Origin of the sequence: Amycolatopsis sp. NBC_00438, from assembly GCF_036026695.1 — a bacterium.
Classification (GTDB): domain Bacteria; phylum Actinomycetota; class Actinomycetes; order Mycobacteriales; family Pseudonocardiaceae; genus Amycolatopsis.
On the sequence record NZ_CP107923.1, the window covers coordinates 8,188,833 to 8,207,413 of the forward strand.

Here is an 18,581-nt window from a genome sequence, read left to right on the forward strand (position 1 = left end):
CCGACGGCGAGGTGAAGGTGACGATCACGCCGGATTCGCGTAGTACGAGGCCAGGACCTCGGCCGCCGCGCCACGCGTGACGATCTCCTCGCCGAAGGAGTCCTCGACGACCTCGATGCGCTGCCAGTGCGGCAGCGGCAGCAGCTCCTCGAGCCGCTCCGAAACGGCGTCACGGAACGTGCCCGGTTCGTCCCGCACCGCACGTCCGGCCAGCACGATCCGTTCCAGATCGAGCACCTGGACGAGGTCGGCGAGGCCGATCCCGAGGAAGCCGGCGGCGGTCCGCGTGTCGGGGGCCTGCTTGGCCATGATCTCGACGCAGCCGCGCCGCCCGCAGGCGCAGCGGGGGCCGTCGTAGGCGATCGTGGTGTGCCCGAACTCACCCGCGTTGGTGCGCGGGCCGCGGTAGAGCCGGCCGTCGATCAGCAGGCCGACGCCGATGCCGGTGCCGACCAGCACGACCGCCGTCGCCGTCGGCTCGCCGTGCGGCCAGAGCTGGGCGAACGCGGCGGCGTTGGTGTCCTTGTCCAGCAGCACGGGCAGCCCGGTGCGCTTCTCGAGCAGGTCGCGCAGCGGGACGTCGTGCCAGCCGGGCATGCTCGTCGCGTCGCGGACCAGGCCGGCGAGGTGGTCCAGCGGGCCGACCGAGCCCAGGCCGAGGCCGAGCACTTCGAAGCCGTCCGCCAGTTCGAGCGCCGTCGAGCCGATGGCCTCGACGGCCTGCTCGGGGGTGAACCCGACCGGGAGCGGGCCGCCGGCGGTCTCTTCGACCTCGCCGATGAGGTTGGTCCGCAGCACGCGGTACTCGTCGCGGTCGAGGCGTGCGCCCAGCGCGTGCCGCGCGCCGGACCGGACGGTCAGCTGCGTGCGGGGCTTGCCGACCCCCACGGACGGCTGACGCTCCTCGTCCAGGAGGCCGGCGTCGAGGAGCTCGGGCACGATCTTGGAGACGGCCTGCTGGGTGAGGCCGGTGCGTTCGGCGAGCTCGACCCGGCTGAGGCCGCCGGCCCGCAGGATGTGCGACAGGAGGAGGGCGCGGTTGTGCTCGCGCACGTTGCGCAGGTTCCTCCCGGTGGCCGCCATGGCCAGATCTTCGCACGCCTGGTCAATTTCGCAACACTGTTGTTTAATGGGCGTCATGGTGGACGACTTGCGGGTGGGCATCCTCGGCTACGGCATCGGGGGACGCGTCTTCCACGCCCCGCTGGTGGCGGCGACGCCCGGGCTGACCCCGGCGGTCATCACGACTTCGAGCAATGCCGTTCAAGCGCGCACCGACAACCCCGGCGCGACGGTCGTCCCGGACGCCGACGCGCTGTTCGAGCGCGCGGGCGAACTCGACCTGATCGTGGTCAGCACGCCGAACCGCACGCACGTGCCGCTCGCGCTGCGGGCCATCGAGGCCGGCGTACCGGTGGTCGTCGACAAGCCGTTCGCGCCGACCGCGGCCGAAGCCGAGCAGGTCGTCGCCGCGGCGAAGGCGGCCGGCGTCGGGCTCACCGTGTTCCAGAACCGCCGGCTCGACTCCGACTTCCTCACCGTGCGGAAGGTCCTCGAATCCGGCCGCCTCGGCGACGTCTTCCGCTTCGAGTCCCGCTACGACCGCTGGGTGCCGAAGCCGAAGGACAACTGGCGCGAGTTCGGCGACCCGACCGAGGCCGGCGGCCTGCTCTACGACCTCGGCGCGCACATCGTCGACCAGGCGCTGCAGCTGTTCGGCCCGGTCACGCGGGTCTACGCGGAGGTCGACCGCCGCCGCGCCGGCGTCCAGGTCGACGACGACGTCTTCGTCGCGCTGCACCACGCCAACGGTGTCCGCTCGCAGCTGTGGGCGTCCGCGCTCACCGGCATCCAGAACCCGCGGTTCCGCGTGCTCGGCGACCAGGCGACGTTCACCAAGTACGGCCTCGACGTCCAGGAACCCCAGATCAAGACCGGGATGCGGCCCGGCGACGACGGCTGGGGCGTGGAACCGACGGCGGACGCGGGGAAGATCGGCGTCGGCAACGACGTCAAGACCGTGCCCACCGAAACCGGCCGCTACGAGCAGTTCTACGCCCAGGTGCGCGACGCCCTGCGCGGCGAAGGCGAGTTCCCGGTCGATCCCGGGTCGTCGGTCGCGGCGCTGCGGGTGATCGAGGCGGCACACCGCTCCGGCGTCGAAGGGATCGTCGTCGAGCTCTGACCCCCAGACCGGCCGTGACCTCGGTGTCCCCCAGCTCCGAGGTCACGGCCTTCTTTTCGGCTGCGGGTGGTCAGCCGCCCGGATTCGGGTCGCCGCTCTGGCCGGAGTCGTTGCCACCGTTGTTGGTGGTGGTGGTGGTGGTGGTCCCGGTGGTGACGCCGTTGTTGTTCCCGTTGTTGTTGCCGCCGTTGCGGTTGCGCTGCCGGTCCTGCAGCTCCTGAAGGCGTTGCTGGAACTGGCGAAGCTGGTCCTGCTGCTGCCGGTTGCCGGGCTGGGCCTGGTTCCGCTGGTCGCGCGGCGGCTGTTGTTGTTGCTGCTGTTGCTGTTGCGGCGGTTGCCGGACCTCGACCTGCTGCTGGTCCACCGGCGAACTGATCGCCGCGACGCGGTCGAAGCGTTCCGCCGGTTTGCCCTGCAGGTACAGCTGCATGAAGCGGTCCCAGATCGGGCCGGCGAGCGTCGACCCGAAGATCGGCGCGCCACCCGGGCCGTGCAGCGCCTTGTCACCGTCACTGCCCACCCACACCGCCGCCGAGACCGAGGGTGTGTAGCCGACCATCCACGTCTGGGCGTTCGCGTTGGCGGCCGACGCCGGTTCGTCGTTCTGCGGGGTGTGCTGCTGGGTGCCGGTCTTGCCGGCGCACTCGTGGCCGGTCGGGCAGGTCAGCCGCGAGAACTGGATGACCGGGGCCAGCGCGGCCGTCACGTTGCCCGCGATCTGCGCGCTGCGGGCCGCGTCGTTGTCGGCGAACGCGTCGCTCGCTCGAGCCTTGGCCTCGTAGGCCGTTTCGCCGTTCGCGTTGGTCACCTTCTGCACGAAGTGGCGGTCGCGCTGGACGCCGCCGGCGGCGAACGTCGCGTAGCCCGACGCCATGTCCGCCGGCGTCACCTGGGTGCCGCCGCCGCCGATCGAGATGTTGTTGTCGCCGGTGAACAGCTGGCTGCGCCCACCGTTTCCGGAGGTCCGGATACCCGCTTCCTGCGCGGCTTCCGCCACCCCGGACGGCTTCGTCACGTTCAGCACCATGTCGTAGAACACCGTGTTCGTGGACCGCTGCATCGCTTCCGCGACAGTGCACTGATCGGAACAGCTGCTGCTGTCACCCGCGTTGCGGATCGGCAGGTCGACGCCGGGGAACGTCCGCGGTGAGGTGCCGTCGAACCGCGCGTCGAGGCCGCGGCCGAGCTTGAGGAACGCCGCCAGGTCGAACGGCTTCATCGACGACCCGGGGTTGTGCGGCTCGTCGGCCCAGTCGCGTCCGGCCTGGTCCTCGCCGTTCGGGCCCTTCACCACCGGATCGCCGCCGTAGTAGGCGAGCACCCCGCCGGTCTTCGGGTCGACGGCGACCAGCGCGTCGAGGATCTGGTTGTCGGTCTGCTCGGCCATTCCCTCGGTCACGGCCTGCTCGGCCGACTGCTGCGCCTGCGAGTCGATCGTGGTGAACACCTGGAACCCGCCGCGGTAGTACTCCTGCTCGCTGATCCCCTGCGCCGCCAGCTCGGCCTTGACCTGCTTCTTGACGAACGGGTTCAGCGCGCCGGCCTGCTTGCTCTCCACCAGCGGGATCGGGGTCGGGAACTTCGCCCCGGCACGCTGGGCCGGCGTCAGGTAACCGTTCTTGAGCATCCGGTCCAGCGCCGTCGTCCAGCGGGCCGTGGCGACCGCGGTGTTCTCCGAGCGGCCCGGCTGCTGGATCAGCCCGGCCAGCAACGCGGCCTGCGAATAGTCGAGCTGGCCGACGTCCTGGCCGAAGTACGCCTGCGCGGCGGCCTGGATGCCGTACGCGCCGCGGCCGAAGTAGATGATGTTGAGGTAGGCGGTGATGATGTCCGCCTTCTCGTAGGTCTGGTTCATCTTGAACGACTTCGCGAGCTCGGTCCACTTGCGCGTCAACGTCGGATCGTCGTCGCCGGACGCGTTCTTGATGTACTGCTGGGAAATCGTCGAACCGCCACCGGATCCGCCGGTGACCTGGTTGTACGCCGCCCGCAGGATGCCGCCGACGTCGAAGCCCGAGTTCGTCTCGAACGACGCGTCCTCGGTCGCGATCACGGCTTTCTTGACGACGTCCGGGATCTGGTTCGCCGCCAGGATCTGCCGGTTCCCGCCGGCGGGGGTGTCCTTGCCCATCTCGGTGCCGTCGCGGTAGAGGTACGTCACGGCCTGGCCCTGCGCCTGCGCGACGGTCTCCGGTGACGGGACGTCGACGGCCAGGTAGGTGATCACGAACGCGATCGCGGGGACGACGACGAACAGTCCCGCCGCCACGTACCCGATCCGCCGGATCCGCCGCCAGCGCCGTTTCCGCACGTCCTGCTGGGTGCTCGGCCGGGGCCGCTGCGGCGGCCGGCCCGGGCGCGGCACCAGGATCGGCACCGTCGGCGGGTCGTCCGGCTCGGTGCCGTTGTGCACGTGGTGGGTGATCAGCTCCGGTTCGCTGCCCTGCAGCCCGGCGCGGGGCAGCGGCCGGGCGGCCGGTCGCCGGGTACGGCGACGCGGATCGGGAGCGCGACCGGAAGACGTGCGGGTTCGGTCGTTGTTCACGGGCCGGCCTCCACGGTGGGCTGCGGACGCAGTCCTCTCGGAGGGCACACGTACCGCGGCCCACCGTGGTTCAGCCGTGACTAGTTGCCCGGGTCGGCTCCCGAGGTCGGCGTCTCCTTCGACGACGTCGGCTTCGTGTGCTTCGGCGTGCTCTCCTGCGTCGACGACTGGTTGCCGTGGCCGTTGTCGTTGCCGTTGTCCCCGCCGTTGTCACCCTGGTCGCCGCCCTGGTCGGGGTTCTCGTCCGTCGGCGTCGATTCGGTCGTCGTCGCCACGTCCGACGACGGCGGCGGCGCGACCTCGCCGCCGATCCGGTCCACCTTGTCGAACTTCTCGCCCGGCTTGCCCGCCAGGTAGAGCGACATGAACTTCTGCCACATCGGGCCGGCGATCGTCGAGCCGTAGATCGGCGAGTTGTTCTTGCCGTGCAGCGGCTTGTTGCCGTCACCGCCGACCCAGGCCGCCACCGAGACCGACGGCGTGTAACCGACCATCCACGTCTGCGAGTTCGCGTTCGCCGCCCACGACGGCTCCCCCGCGGTCTTCGTGTGCTGCTGCGTCCCGGTCTTGCCGGCGCACTCGTGGCCGGCCGGGCACTTCAGGTGCGAGAAGTCGATGACCGGCTTCAGCGCTTCGGTGACGTTCCCGGCGATCTGGCGGCTCTTGTCCGAGTCGCTGTCGAACGCCGGCTTGGAGTCCGCCGAAGCCTCGTACGCGACTTCGTTCTGCGCGTTGACGACCTTCGTCACGAAGTGCCGCGCGCGCTGCTCGCCGTTGGCCGCGAAGGTCGCGTACGCCGAGGCCATGTCCACCGGCGTGATCTGGGTTTCCCCGCCGCCGAGGGAGATGTTGTTGTCCTTGGTGGAGATGATCGACTGGCCGCCGTCGTCCTTGGTCGTGACGCCGGCTTCCTGCGCGGCTTGCTTGACCGGGCCCTGCTTCGTCTGGTTGAGGACCATGTCGTAGAACACCGTGTTCGCCGAGCGCATCATCGCCTCGGAGACGGTGCACTCCTTCGAGCAGCTGCTACCCGGGCCGGCGTTGCGGACGACACGGCCGTCGAACGTGCGGTTGTTGGAGCCGTCGAACGTCGCGTCGAGGCCCTTGCCCATCTTGAGGAACGCCGTGAGGTCGAACGCCTTCATCGACGAACCGGGGTTCTGCGGGGTGTCCGCCCAGTCGCGCCCGGCCTGGTCCTGCCCGTTGACCTGGATGATGGGCTTGCCGCCGTAGTAGGCGAGCACGCCACCGGTCTTCGGGTCGACCGCGACGAGCGCGTTGAGCAGCTGGTCGTCGACCTGGCCCTTCATCGCCTCGGTGGCCGCCTGTTCCGCGGCCTGCTGCGCCTTCGGGTCGATCGTCGTGTGCACCTGGAAGCCGCCGGAGTAGTAGCGGTCCTCCGGGATGTCGTGCGCCGCGAGCTCGTCCTTCACCTGCTGCACGACGAACGCCGGCGGCGCGCCGGCCTGCTGCTTGCTGTCCTCGAGCGGGATCGGCGTCGGGAACTGCGCCGACTGGCGCTCGGCCGCGCTGATGTAGTTGTTCTTCAGCATCCGGTCGAGCGCGGTGTTCCAGCGGTCGTGCGCGACCTTGTCGTTCTCCGACCGGCCCGGCTGCTGGATCAGCCCGGCGAGCAGCGCCGCTTCCGAGTAGGTCAGGTCCTTCGCGTCCTTGTGGAAGAAGGCCTGCGAAGCCGCGCCCACTCCGTACGCCCCGCGTCCGAAGTAGATGATGTTCAGGTACGCGGTGATGATGTCCTTTTTCTCGTACGTCTGGTTCATCTTGAAGGACTTGGCCAGCTCGGTCCACTTGCGCGTCAACGTCGGGGCGTCGTTGTCGGTGGCCTTCTTGATGTACTGCTGCGAAATCGTCGAGCCACCGCCGGTACCGCCGGTGGCGTTGTTGAACACCGCGCGCAGCAGGCCGCCGACGTCGAAGCCGGAGTTCGTCTCGAACGAGTCGTCCTCGGTCGCGATCGCCGCGTGCTTCATGATGTCGGGGATCTGGTCCGGGCTGAGCAGCACCCGGTTGCCGCCGCGCGGCACGTCCTTGCCCATCGGCGAGTTGTCGGCGTAGAAGTACGACACCGCCTGGCTCTGGTTCTGCGCGACCTCCGTCGGCGACGGGACGTCGACCAGGAAGTACGTGATGACGAACGCGATCGCGGGGAGCACGAGGAACACCCCGACGAAGCCGTAGCCGACGCGCCGGATGATCTTCCAGCGCCGCTTCTTGCGCTGTTCCGGCGTGAGGACCGGTTTGCCGTCGCCGTCGGGCTCCGGGTCGTCGTAGGCGTCCGGCTCTTCGTACGCGTGGTGCGTCATCAGCTCCGGACCCCCGCTCAGCGGCGGCGGTTCGGGCCGGTGGCCGCGTGGCTGCTGCCACGGCTGCTGTGGCTGCGCCGGGGGTTGCTGCTGCGGCCGGCCCCCGGGCGGCGTCGGCGGGCGGCGCGGACCCTGGCCGCGGGGTCCCTGTGGTCCGGACGGCCCCTGACGGCGCGGATCAGGACCCTGGCCGGGCCAGGAGCGGGATCGATCGTCGGGCACGGGGCAGTCCTCCAGTCGATGACATCCGGGACTTCGCCCCGGCCGGGGGCTCCGCCACCCGGAACCCCCGCAAAACAGCCAGTGGGCGGCAATGGTCGCCACCCCTGTTGGAAGGGACGCGCGTGAAGCGCCCGGGTTGCCGATGATCACTCCGGAAACGGTTCAGGGCCCTCCGCGCGATCGCGGAGGGCCCTGAACGGAGTGGTTAACCCGGGCCTGCGCCCGGTGGGGCAGCGATCCCGCCACCACCTCCGTTGCCGAACGTGTTACCGATCCCGGGATCGGGGGTTCCCGGCGGGCCGGGTCGCGTCCGGCTCGTCTTCGTGGTCGACGTGTTCGTCTCGGTGCCCGTCGGCTCGGTGCTGGTGGTCGTCTCCGGGGTGCTCGGCGGCGGCGTCGTGGTGGTCGGCGTGTCCGGCGGCTTCGTCGGCGTGGTCGTCACGGCGTTGACGTCCTTGCCGATCGCCTGCACCTTGTCGAACTTCTCCGCCGGTTTGCCCTTGAGGTAGAGGTTCATGAAGTTCTGCCACGTCGGACCGGCGACGGTGGCACCGAAGATCGGCTTGTTCTTCGGGTCGTGCAGCGGCTTGTTGCCGTCACCGCCGACCCAGACCGCGGCCGACACCGACGGCGTGTAGCCCACCATCCACGTCTGCGCGTTGCGGTCTTTGTACGCGGCCGGGTCGCTGTCCTTCGCCGTGTACTGCTGCGTACCGGTCTTGCCGGCGCACTCGTGGCCGGTCGGGCACTTCAGGTTCGAGTGCGCGATGACCGGCTGCAGCGCCTCGGTGACGTTGCCCGCGATCTGCTGGCTCTTCGACGCGTCGTCGGCGAACGCCGGGTTGGTCTTGATGTTGTTCTCGTCGAACTCCACCTCGTCCTGCCCGTTCGTCAGCTTCCCGACGAAGTGCTGCTCGTGGTAGACACCGCCGCTGGCGAACGACGCGTACGCCGCCGCCATGTCCTCCGGTGTCACGGCCGTGCCACCACCACCGAGCGAGATGTTGTTGTCGTCGGTGTAGAGGACGCTCTTGCCGTCCGGCGCGACCTTGACCCCGGCTTCCTTCGCCGCTTCCGCGACCCGCGACGGCTTCGTCACGTTCAGGACCATGTCGTAGAACACGGTGTTCGCCGAGATCTCCATCGCCTTCGCGACGGTGCAGTCCTTGCCGCAGCTGGCGCTGTCACCCGCGTTCCGGACGACACGGCCGCCCAGCGACCGGTTGTTGGAGCCGTCGAACGTCTCGCCGAGGCCCTTGCCCATCTTCAGGAATGCCGTGAGGTCGAACGCCTTCACCGACGAACCCGGGTTTCGCGCCTGGTTGGCGTGGTCCTGGTTGATCTGGTCCTTGCCGTTCGGGTCCTTCACCAGCTCCGGGCCGCCGTAGTAGGCGATCACCCCGCCCGTTTTCGGGTTGACCGCGACCAGCGCGTTCAGCAGGTTCTCGTCCGTCTGGCCCTTCATACCCTCCTGGGCGGCCTGCTCCGCCGCAGCTTGGGCTGCCGGGTCGATCGTGGTGTAGATCTTCGCGCCGGTCGAGAACAGCTTGTTCTCGTCGTACCCCTTGGCGAACAGCTCGTCCTTGATCCGCTGCTGGAGCTGGTAGGTCATCTTCCCCGAATCCTGCTCCTTGTTGGAGTTCTTCGGGATGGGCGTCGGGTACTGGGCGGCGGACCGGTCGGCCTGGGGCAGCCACTTGTTGGCCACCATCTGGTCCATCACGTACGTCCAGCGCTTCTGGGCGTACGCCTCGTTCTCCGAGCGGCCGGGGCCCTGGATCAGGCCGGCCAGCAGGGAGGCTTCGGAGGCGTTGAGGTCCTTGGCGTCCTTGTTGAAGTAGGCCTTGGCGGCCGCCTGGATGCCGTTCGCCCCGCGTCCGAAGTAGACGATGTTCAGGTAGGAAGTGATGATCTCTTCCTTGGACTGCTGGTTGTTCATCTTGAACGACTTCGCCAGCTCGGTCCACTTGCGGGTCAGGGTCTGCTGGTCGTTCTGCGTCGCCTGCTTGATGTACTGCTGGGAGATCGTCGAACCACCACCCTGGCCGCCGGTCACCTGGTTGAAGACCGCGCGCAGGATGCCGGTGACGTCGAAGCCCGAGTTGGTCTCGAACGTCGCGTCCTCCGCCGAGTAGACGGCGTGCTTGACGACCTCGGGCACCTCGCCCGGCTTCAGCAGCTGGCGGTCGCCGCCCGGGGGCAGCTCGCGGCCCAGCTGCTGGCCGTTGGCGTCGAAGTAGGTGATCGGCTGGCTCTGCAGTGCCTTGATGCTCTCCGGCGTCGGCACGTCCACCAGGAAGTAGGTGATGACGAACGCGATCGCGGGAACGACGAAGAACAGGCCGACGAAGACGTAGGCGCACCGGCGGATGATCTTCCAGCGGCGCTTCTTCTTCTGCGCCGGCGTCAGGACCCTCTTGCCCTTTTCGTCGAGCTCGGCCTGGGGCTCGACGTCGTCGGCGTACTCGTTGAACGCGACGTCGTCGTCGTAACCGTCGTCGTACGGGTCGCGGCCGAGGTCGTCGGTGCCGTTGTGCGCGTGGTGGGTGATCAGGTCCGGCTCGCGCCCGGGCGGCGGCACCGGACGACGGCCGCCCGGTGGCTGGCGGAAGCCCTGCGGCGGCGAGCCGGGCGGACCCTGCTGCGGCCGCTGACCGGGCGGCGGCGGGACCGGCCGCCGCGGCGGCATGCCCTGCTGACGGGGTCGCTGCGGACGGCGCGGGGGTTCGTCGGCGGGCCACTGGGGACCGCCTTCGTCGCCGGCCGGCCACTCGGGCGCGGCGCCGCGGCCGTTGGGGACACCGCGCGGCGGCGTGCCGCGCTGGGGTCGCCGGGGGGCTTCTTCGCCGGGCCAGGCCGGTCCGGGGTCCTCCCCGGGCCACGGGCCCGACTGGGCACGGCGAGGTGCATCTGGCTCCTGGCCGGGCCAGGAGCGGTTGCGATCGTCGGTCACGAATGGGCCTCCCAGACCGGCACCCGGTAGCGCGCCGTTCTGCGCTCTTCAGCGGTAGTGATACAGCTCACCGGCCCGCGGTCCTTCGCGGACCGTCGGCCGGCTCCCCCGTGCCCAGGACGTACGACCGGACCAGGTGGTTCCAGTGGCACGCTTGGCACACCTCGACGTCATACACGGTGAACTCGGCGAACAGGCCGGCCATCCTGGCCAGCTCTTCGGGGGTCCTCGCCGAGCCCGCGACGTGCTTGAGTTCGTCACCGTAGACCCAGGACACCAGGGTCAACGGTTCCTGGCGGCAGATCGGGCAGGGCTGGTCACCGGCCCGGCCGTGGAACTTCGCCGCCCGCAGCAGGTACGGGCTCGCGTCGCAGGCTTCATAGCCGCCGACGCGCCCGGAGCGGACTTCGGCCAGCAGCGCACGGCGCTGCAAGGCGAAGTCCACGACCTGCCGCTGGTTAATCACCAGGACAGAGTACGGGCTCTTCCTGTGTGGTCCACGCCCCCTAGCGTGACCTCTCTCGCGGTTGCCGGGGACACGCCGGACGTTCGATAACTCTCCGGTGAATTTCGCCCACGATCTGCTGATCCCGCCTGTTGGCTTCGCCACTTCGATGTATCGGAGCGATATAGTGGCTGAGTAGGTTGAACCGAAGCGATCATTCGGAGCAACGTCGATCGCCGAGGTTTGTTCCCGGAAGGGGGTGCGCTGTGCTGGAGTTCGCGATCCTGGGTCTTCTGCACGAAGCGCCCATGCACGGGTATGTGCTGCGCAAGCGGCTGCACGAGACGCTCGGCACGCTCCGGACGTTCTCGTACGGCTCGCTGTACCCGACCCTGCGGCGGCTGCTGCGGGCCGGGTACCTGGTCGAAGAGCTCGACGAAGCCGACGATCGCGCGTGGTCCCGGCGGGGCAAGCGGGTCTACAAGCTCACCGCGGAGGGCAAGGAGCGCTTCGGTGAGCTGCTCGGCGACGCCGGGCCGCAGACCTGGGACGACGAGGGGTTCGGCGTGCACCTGGCCTTCTTCTCGCGGACCCCGGCCGACGTGCGGCTGCGGATCCTCGAAGGCCGGCGCCGGCGCGTCGAAGAGCGCCGCGAGGGTTTGCGCGCCGCGCTGGCCAGGACCGAGGAGAGGATCGATCGCTACACCCGCGAGCTGCACCGGCTGGGCCTGGAGACCAGCGAGCGGGAGGTGCGCTGGCTCAACGAGCTCATCGCGCACGAACAACACGAACAAGCCGAGCGGCAGGGTCCCGAGACCTGAGCCGGGCGGCCGCGCCGCAGCGTAGCGGCAGACCTACTGAACAGACACGGATTGAAGGAGAAACCCCCATGGGCGAGAACCGCCGCGTACGGGTGGCCATCGTGGGCGTCGGCAACTGCGCGGCGTCGCTGGTCCAGGGTGTCCAGTACTACCGCGACGCGGACCCGGCCACCCGCGTCCCCGGTCTGATGCACGTCGACTTCGGCGGCTACCACGTCCGCGACATCGAGTTCGTCGCCGCGTTCGACGTGGACGCCAAGAAGGTCAGCCGCGACCTGTCGGAGGCGATCTTCGCGTCCGAGAACAACACCATCAAGATCGCCGACGTGCCGCCGCTCGGCGTCACCGTCCAGCGCGGTCACACCCACGACGGCCTCGGCCGCTTCTACCGCGAGACGATCGAGGAGTCCGACGAGACCCCGGTCGACATCGTCGCGGCGCTCCGCGAAGCGCAGGTCGACGTGCTGGTGTCCTACCTGCCGGTGGGTTCCGAGGTGGCCGACAAGTTCTACGCGCAGGCCTGCATCGACGCGGGCGTCGCGTTCGTCAACGCCCTGCCGGTGTTCATCGCGTCCGACCCGGAGTGGGCGAAGAAGTTCACCGACGCCGGCGTCCCGATCGTCGGTGACGACATCAAGTCCCAGGTCGGCGCCACCATCACGCACCGCGTGCTGGCGAAGCTGTTCGAGGACCGCGGCGTCCAGCTCGACCGGACGATGCAGCTCAACGTGGGCGGGAACATGGACTTCCTGAACATGAAGGAGCTGGAGCGCCTCGAGTCGAAGAAGATCTCGAAGACCCAGTCCGTCACCTCGCAGATCGACCGCGACCTCGGCAAGGCCAACATCCACATCGGCCCGTCCGACTACGTGCAGTGGCTCGACGACCGCAAGTGGGCCTACGTCCGGCTCGAGGGCCGCGCCTTCGGCGACGTGCCGCTGAACCTGGAGTACAAGCTCGAGGTGTGGGACTCGCCGAACTCGGCGGGCATCATCATCGACGCCGTCCGCGCCGCGAAGATCGCGCTCGACCGCGGCATCGGCGGCCCGATCCTGTCGGCCTCCTCCTACTTCATGAAGTCGCCGCCGGAGCAGTACGACGACTCGACCGCGCGCGACGCCGTCGAGAAGTTCATCCGCGGCGAGCTCGAGCGGTAGCTCTCGCGTTCGGTCGGAGGCCACCACCGGGGGAAACCCTGGTGGTGGCCTTCTTCGCGTGCTGCACTAAACCGGTGGGGTGGGGCGCGCGTGAGCGTGGTGTGAGTGCGAGCGTCGGGGAAAGCGTGCCGGGGGACCTGGGCGCGCCGACCTTCCACGCCCTGTTCCAGGAGTACTTCGCCCAGATGACCCGGCTCGCTCACCTGCTCGGCGCGGACGACGCGGAAAACGTCGTCCAGGAGGCCTTCGTCAAGCTCCACCAGCGCTGGGACACCCTGACGGACCACACCCGCGTAGCGGGTTACCTGCGCGCGACCGTGGTGAACATGTCCCGGTCGCGGACCCGGCACCTGCGCGTCGTCCGGCGGACGCCGCAGGAGGTGGCCCCGGACGAGCTGTCGGCCGAGGTCCGGGCGGTGGCCAACTGGGAACACCAGCGGATCCGCGCGGTTCTGGGCAAACTGTCCAGGAGGCAGCGCGAGGTGCTGGTGCTGCGCTACTGGCTGGACCTGAGCACGGCGGGCATCGCGGAGACATTGGGGATCTCTCCGGGCACGGTCAAGGCGACCACGCACCACGCGATGGAGAATCTGCGCAAGCACCTGGGGGACGACCTGGGAGGTGAGCGATGACCGACCTCGAACGCAAACTGGCCGAGACACTGCGGGAGCAGGGCGGGGAGGTCACGCCCGACCTCGCCGGCGCGTGGGCGGAACAGCTGCGTCGCCAGCGAAGGCCGCGAGCGGCCCGCCGCCGGTTGACCCTGGTGGTCGCCCCGCTGGCGGCGGCGCTGGTGGTGCTGACCAGCGTGCTGCTGGCGACCCAGCTGCAGACGGCGCCTGCTCCGGTGCCGCCCGCGAGCCGGGGTCAGGAGCTGACGCTGCCCAAGCCCGAGTACTCGCCCGCGGGCTTCATCGAGAAGGGTGAGCCGATCGCCCTCACCGACTTCGTGGGGCAGACCGACAACTGGACTTCCTACGCGGTCTTCGCCTCCGCCCTGAACACGACCTTGTTCTGTGTCGAGGCGTTTCCCAAGGACCTCAAGGGCGCACCCAGTCCCGGCGTGGTGCAGGCGCAGTTCGGGATCAAGTCGCCGTCGTGCGTTCCTCTTTCGACCGGCAGCGTGTGTGCCGGCTACGTGGGCGAGGCCGGCGGTCCGCTGCCGGCGGGCAAGGCGATCTACCTCGTCGACCCGGCCGTGCGGGAGCTGAACCTCTTCGACGCCAAGGGCGACCTGAGCCAGGCCAAGCTGGTCGGCCGGCTGGGACAGCAGCAGCTCTTCCTCGCCGACGTGAACCCGGATTCGTCGCCGGTGCGCTTCGAGGTCAGCTCGGACGAAGCGCGGCCGGCAAGCCGGTGATCGTCTCCACCACCGCCGTCGCCTGCTTCAGCACCTCGGGATCCGGCGGGAAGTGCGGGTTCGGCACGGCGTACACCGCCATCCCCGCCGCCAGCGCCGACCGCAGCCCGTTCGTCGTGTCCTCCACCGCCGCGCACTCCGACGGCGCCACCCCCAGCAGCTCCGCCGCCCGCAGGTACACATCCGGCGCCGGCTTCCCCGCGCCGACCTGCTCGGACGACACCGCCGCGCCCACCGGCAGGCCCGTGACGTCCAGGAAGCCCTTGATCAGGATCACCGGCGACGAGCTGGCGATCGCGACCGGCCACTTCTTCGCCACCGCCCGGACGACGTCGACCGCGCCGTCGATCAGCGGCGGCTGCTCGGCGTACCGGGCCGCCATGCGCTTGACGACGATCGTCGCGATCTCGGGTGGCGTGAGCCGCGCGCCCAGCTCTTCGACCAGGTAGCGGGCCCATTCCGGGGTGCTCATCCCCTGCTGCGCCCGCGTCGCCTCCTCGCGCCAGGTGCCGCCGTGTTCGGCGACGACCGCGCGGCGGACCTCGTCCCAGATCCGCTCGGAGTCCACGAGTACGCCGTCGAGGTCGAAGATCACCGCGTCCATGCTCCCGAGCGTAGCCTGTGAGACGAGTTACTTAGCTACCCTTACTAATATTTGTTAGCCTGGCTAAGTGACTTCCCCGATCGCCGATCTCGCCCACCGGCTCCGGCCGCTGGTCTTCCGGCTGTACCACCAGGTGCGCCGCACGACCCCGCAGCTGACGCTGACCCTCACCCAGGGGTCGGTGCTGAGCGAGCTGGTCAACGGCGGGCCCCGGCGGATGAGCGCGCTGGCGGAGTTCGAGCAGGTGAAGCTGCCGTCGATGACCGACGTGGTCGGCCGCCTCGAACGCCTCGGCCTGGCCACCCGCACGCCGGACCCCGCCGACCGGCGGGCGGTGCTCGTGGACGTCACCGACGAGGGTCGTCGCTTCTACGCCGAGATGGTCACCGCCCGCGAAGAGTTCCTTCGCGATCGCCTGATCGCGATGGACGACGCCGACCGCGCTGCGATCGAAGCCGCCCTGCCGGCTCTCGCCAAGCTACTCATCGACACGAAGAAAGAAGCACTGATCAGTGATGAGCGCTGAACACCACTCGAGCCTGCTGGACGCGGTCAAGGGCCAGCCCAAGCAGGTGTGGATCACCGCGTTCGCCGCGGTCATCGCCTTCATGGGGATCGGTCTCGTCGACCCGATCCTGCTGTCCATCGCCAAGGGCCTCGACGCGACGCCGTCGCAGGTCACCCTGCTCTTCTCGTCCTACCTCGGCGTCCAGGTCATCGCGATGCTGGTCACCGGCGCGGCGAGCGCCAAGTTCGGGCCGAAGCGCACCGTGCTGGTCGGGCTGACGCTGATCGTCGCGGCCACCGCGCTGTGCGCGGCCGCCGGGTCGATCGAGCAGCTCGTCGGGCTGCGCGCGGTCTGGGGTCTCGGCAACGCGTTCTTCATCGCGACGGCGCTCTCGGTGATCGTCGGCGCCGCGACCGGCGGCCAGTCCGGCGCGATCCTGCTCTACGAAGCCGCCCTCGGTGTCGGCCTGTCGGTCGGCCCGCTGCTGGGTGCCCTGCTCGGCAGCATCTCGTGGCGCGGCCCGTTCGTCGGCACGTCGATCCTGATGGCCGGCGCGCTCGTGCTGTGCGCGATGTTCCTGAAGAGCGACAAGCACGAGAAGCGTGATCCGATCAAGCTGCTCGACCCGCTTCGCGCGTTGAAGCACGCCGGCCTGCTGCGCACTTCGGTCGCGTCGGCGCTGTACACCGCCGCGTTCTTCACGGTGCTGGCCTGGTCGCCGTTCGTCCTCGGCTGGAGCGCCATCGCCGTCGGCCTGATCTTCTGCGGCTGGGGCCTGGGTGTCGCCGTCGCGGGCGTTGCGCTCGCGCCGCGGCTGGCCGCCAAGCTCGGTGAGCGCCACGCCGCCGCGGCCGCCGTCTTCGGGTACGCCGTCCTGATGCTGGTGCTGGCCGTGCCGAGCAAGCCGGTGCTGGTCGCCGGGATCATCGTCTCGGGGCTGGTGTCCGGGCTGCTGAACACGCTGTTCACCGGCACCGCGATGTCCATCAGCGACGCGCCGCGCCCGGTCGCCAGCGCGGGGTACAACTTCTGCCGCTGGCTCGGCGGCGCCGTCGCGGCGACGCTGGTCGGGCACGTGGCCGAGTGGTTCGGTTCGCCGCAGTCGCCGTTCATCGCCGCCGCCGTCCTGTGCGTCGTCGCCGGTGGCCTGCTCTCGCTGCGGGAGAAGAAGACCGACTCGCACGCCGTCCCGCAGGAAGCCGCGCTCGTCGGCGAAGAGTTCTGACGAAGGCCAGTACATCCGGCGTTCACTCGAATGTCTGTATTGACTGGTTTGGGAGACTTACGGTCGGTTCGTTCCCGAACTCCCACCATGGAGGCCTCGTGCCCGACCGTCTGCTCCCGCTCTTCCCCGCCCACCCCGGCGGCCGCTCCCCGGTCACCTGCGAATACCGCTGCGGCAACGCCTGCGCGCACCCCGAGCCGAACGAGTCCGGGAACGCGTACTTCGGCGACGTCGTCAAGGACATCTCCCGCCGCCGGGCCTTCCAAGCGGGAGCCGTGATGGCCGCCGCCGCGGGCGGGTTCGCCGCACTGTCCGGGACGGCGGCCGCGGCGCCCGCGCCGAAACCGCGTCCGGCGCCCGGCACCGACTTCGACCCCGTCCCGCCGAACAAGCTGGACGCGGTCGTCGTCCCGGACGGTTACGCGCAGCGCATCGTCATCCGCTGGGGCGACCCCGTGGTGCCGGGCGCGCCGAAGTTCGACTTCACGAAGCAGACGGCGGCCACGCAGGCGAAGCAGTTCGGCTACAACAACGACTTCGTCGGCCTCATCCCGCAGGACGCGCTGGGCCTGGACAACTTGCTCGTGGTGAACCACGAGTACACCGCCGAGGTGCACCTGTTCCCGGCCGACCAGTACGACCCGGCGAACCCGACCGAGGAGCAGGTGAGGATCGCCTGGGCGGCGCACGGTCTTTCGGTGCTGCAGGCGCGTCGCGACCCGATCCGCGGCGGCCTCGAGGTCGTGCCGAGCCGGTTCGCCCGCCGGATCACGCTCGACACCGTCTTCGAAGTCCGCGGCCCGGCCGCCGGCTCGAAGTACCTGAAGACGTCGGCCGATCCGAGCGGGCGCAGGGTCCGCGGCACGCAGAACAACTGCTCCGGCGGCGTGACGCCGTGGGGCACCGTGCTTTCCGGCGAGGAGAACTTCCACCAGTACTTCGCGAACTCCGAGACGGTGACCGACCCGGTCGCCGCCGCGCGGCTCAAGCGGTACGCCATCGGCACCGGCGCCAGCACCCGCAAGTGGGAGCGGTTCGACAAGCGCTGGGACGTCGCGCAGGAGCCGAACGAGCCGAACCGGTTCGGCTGGGTCGTCGAAATCGACCCCAACGACCCGCACTCGACGCCGGTCAAGCACACCGCGCTGGGCCGCTTCAAGCACGAGGGCTCGAACATCAAGATCACCGCGGACGGCCGGGTCGCCGCCTACTCCGGGGACGACGAACGCTTCGAGTACATCTACAAGTTCGTCTCCAAGGGCAAGTACAAGCCGGGCAAGAGCGCGCACGCGCGGCGCCACAACTCGGCGCTGCTCGACGACGGCACGCTGTACGTCGCGCGCTTCACCGGTGACAGCCCGGTATCCGAGATCGACGGCACCGGAAAGCTCCCGTCGGACCACGAGTTCGACGGCACCGGCGAGTGGCTCCCGCTGGCGAGCGGCAATAAGTCCTTTGTGGACGGATTCACCGCCGAGGAGGTCTACGTCTTCACCCGGCAGGCGGCCGACAAGGTGGCCGCCACGAAGATGGACCGGCCCGAGGACATCGAGCCGAACCCGGTCACCGGCCGGGTCTACGCGGCGCTGACCAACAACAGCGACCGCGGCGCGGCGGGCAAGGCCGGCGTCGACGAGGTGAACCCGCGCGTGGCCAACAGGAACGGGCAGGTGCTGGAGTGGGAGGAGGCCCGCGGCGACGCGGCGTCGACGACGTTCTCGTGGCGGCTGCTGCTCGTCTGCGGTGACCCGGCCGCGGCGGACACCTACTACGGCGGTTTCGACAAGAGCCAGGTCAGCCCGATCTCCTGCCCGGACAACGTCGCCTTCGACCGCCACGGCAACCTCTGGGTCTCGACCGACGGCAACGCGCTCGGCGTGAACGACGGCCTGTTCTCGGTCCCGGTCACCGGTCCGGAACGCGGGCACGTCAAGCAGTTCCTGTCGGTGCCGGTCGGCGCCGAGACGTGCGGCCCGAACGTCACCGACCACGTCGTGCTCGTCGCGGTGCAGCACCCGGGTGAGAACGCGGCGAGCTCGGCGGCGCCGACGTCGCACTGGCCCGACGGCGGCACCGCGCAGCCCAGGCCGTCGCTCGTCTCCGTGTGGAAGAAGGGCCGCTTCGGCCGGCCCGGCCGGATCGGCGAGCGCTGACGCGCCGGGTCCGCACCGGCCGAGGTTCACTCTGAAGTGGACCGCTCTCGGCCGGTGCGGGCCCGGGCCCCGCGCCATA

At 69.8% G+C, this 18,581-nt stretch carries 14 protein-coding genes; 8 read left to right on the forward strand and 6 right to left on the reverse strand.

Annotated features, from left to right (window positions below; genetic code table 11):
- Window positions 1–24 precede the first annotated feature (24 nt).
- Window positions 25–1,083, reverse strand: a complete 1,059-nt coding sequence (locus OG494_RS37350; protein WP_328446841.1) for an ROK family transcriptional regulator — start codon at window positions 1,081–1,083, stop codon at window positions 25–27.
- A 55-nt stretch (window positions 1,084–1,138) separates the two neighbouring features.
- Between OG494_RS37350 and OG494_RS37355 the strand changes: the two genes are divergently transcribed.
- On the forward strand, window positions 1,139–2,185 hold the full coding sequence (locus OG494_RS37355) for a Gfo/Idh/MocA family oxidoreductase (RefSeq protein ID WP_328446843.1): 1,047 nt from the start codon (window positions 1,139–1,141) through the stop codon (window positions 2,183–2,185).
- A 70-nt stretch (window positions 2,186–2,255) separates the two neighbouring features.
- Here OG494_RS37355 and OG494_RS37360 read toward each other — a convergent pair whose 3' ends face one another.
- The 4 genes from OG494_RS37360 to OG494_RS37375 form a co-directional block, all read right to left on the reverse strand.
- Complete coding sequence (locus OG494_RS37360) at window positions 2,256–4,730, reverse strand: transglycosylase domain-containing protein (protein WP_328446845.1); 2,475 nt, start codon at window positions 4,728–4,730, stop codon at window positions 2,256–2,258.
- A gap of 80 nt (window positions 4,731–4,810) precedes the next feature.
- Window positions 4,811–7,054 (reverse strand): transglycosylase domain-containing protein, encoded by a 2,244-nt coding sequence (locus tag OG494_RS37365; protein ID WP_328446847.1) that lies wholly within the window; start codon window positions 7,052–7,054, stop codon window positions 4,811–4,813.
- Window positions 7,055–7,481: 427 nt separating this feature from the next.
- Entirely contained in the window at window positions 7,482–10,229 is a 2,748-nt protein-coding gene (locus OG494_RS37370; RefSeq protein ID WP_328446849.1) for a transglycosylase domain-containing protein, read from the reverse strand.
- A 67-nt stretch (window positions 10,230–10,296) separates the two neighbouring features.
- The gene (locus tag OG494_RS37375) at window positions 10,297–10,695 is read right to left on the reverse strand and encodes a DUF5318 domain-containing protein (RefSeq protein WP_328446851.1); all 399 of its coding nucleotides are present in this window, start codon (window positions 10,693–10,695) and stop codon (window positions 10,297–10,299) included.
- Window positions 10,696–10,940: 245 nt separating this feature from the next.
- Between OG494_RS37375 and OG494_RS37380 the strand changes: the two genes are divergently transcribed.
- The 4 genes from OG494_RS37380 (at window position 10,941) to OG494_RS37395 (ending at window position 14,012) form a co-directional block, all read left to right on the forward strand.
- A complete protein-coding gene (locus tag OG494_RS37380; RefSeq protein WP_328446853.1) occupies window positions 10,941–11,495 on the forward strand; it encodes a PadR family transcriptional regulator in 555 nt (184 codons plus the stop codon).
- 68 nt (window positions 11,496–11,563) lie between these two features.
- Entirely contained in the window at window positions 11,564–12,652 is a 1,089-nt protein-coding gene (locus tag OG494_RS37385) for an inositol-3-phosphate synthase (protein ID WP_328446855.1), read from the forward strand.
- Window positions 12,653–12,753: 101 nt separating this feature from the next.
- Window positions 12,754–13,284, forward strand: a complete 531-nt coding sequence (locus OG494_RS37390; RefSeq protein WP_328446857.1) for an RNA polymerase sigma factor — start codon at window positions 12,754–12,756, stop codon at window positions 13,282–13,284.
- The gene (locus tag OG494_RS37395; protein WP_328446859.1) at window positions 13,281–14,012 is read left to right on the forward strand and encodes a hypothetical protein; all 732 of its coding nucleotides are present in this window, start codon (window positions 13,281–13,283) and stop codon (window positions 14,010–14,012) included. The genes OG494_RS37390 and OG494_RS37395 overlap by 4 nt, the downstream gene beginning before the upstream one ends.
- On the opposite strand, the gene OG494_RS37400 is transcribed toward OG494_RS37395, so the two are convergent.
- A complete protein-coding gene (locus tag OG494_RS37400; protein WP_328446861.1) occupies window positions 13,978–14,616 on the reverse strand; it encodes an HAD family hydrolase in 639 nt (212 codons plus the stop codon). The genes OG494_RS37395 and OG494_RS37400 overlap by 35 nt on opposite strands.
- A 67-nt stretch (window positions 14,617–14,683) precedes the next feature.
- On the opposite strand from OG494_RS37400, the gene OG494_RS37405 reads away from it, so the two are divergent.
- The 3 genes from OG494_RS37405 (at window position 14,684) to OG494_RS37415 (ending at window position 18,502) form a co-directional block, all read left to right on the forward strand.
- A complete protein-coding gene (locus OG494_RS37405) occupies window positions 14,684–15,142 on the forward strand; it encodes a MarR family winged helix-turn-helix transcriptional regulator (RefSeq protein ID WP_328446863.1) in 459 nt (152 codons plus the stop codon).
- Window positions 15,132–16,349: an MFS transporter gene (locus OG494_RS37410; protein WP_328446865.1), complete on the forward strand. Its 1,218-nt coding sequence runs from the start codon at window positions 15,132–15,134 to the stop codon at window positions 16,347–16,349. Before OG494_RS37405 ends, OG494_RS37410 begins: the two co-directional genes overlap by 11 nt.
- Window positions 16,350–16,447: 98 nt before the next feature.
- Window positions 16,448–18,502 (forward strand): PhoX family protein, encoded by a 2,055-nt coding sequence (locus tag OG494_RS37415; RefSeq protein WP_328446867.1) that lies wholly within the window; start codon window positions 16,448–16,450, stop codon window positions 18,500–18,502.
- Window positions 18,503–18,581 lie beyond the last annotated feature (79 nt).

Coding starts and splice junctions, on each gene's coding strand:
- OG494_RS37350 (WP_328446841.1), bottom strand. CDS start 1,083: ATGGCGGCCACCGGGAGGAACCTGCGCAACGTGCGCGAGCACAACCGC.
- OG494_RS37355 (WP_328446843.1), top strand. CDS start 1,139: ATGGTGGACGACTTGCGGGTGGGCATCCTCGGCTACGGCATCGGGGGA.
- OG494_RS37365 (WP_328446847.1), bottom strand. CDS start 7,054: ATGACGCACCACGCGTACGAAGAGCCGGACGCCTACGACGACCCGGAG.
- OG494_RS37385 (WP_328446855.1), top strand. CDS start 11,564: ATGGGCGAGAACCGCCGCGTACGGGTGGCCATCGTGGGCGTCGGCAAC.
- OG494_RS37395 (WP_328446859.1), top strand. CDS start 13,281: ATGACCGACCTCGAACGCAAACTGGCCGAGACACTGCGGGAGCAGGGC.
- OG494_RS37400 (WP_328446861.1), bottom strand. CDS start 14,616: ATGGACGCGGTGATCTTCGACCTCGACGGCGTACTCGTGGACTCCGAG.
- OG494_RS37410 (WP_328446865.1), top strand. CDS start 15,132: ATGAGCGCTGAACACCACTCGAGCCTGCTGGACGCGGTCAAGGGCCAG.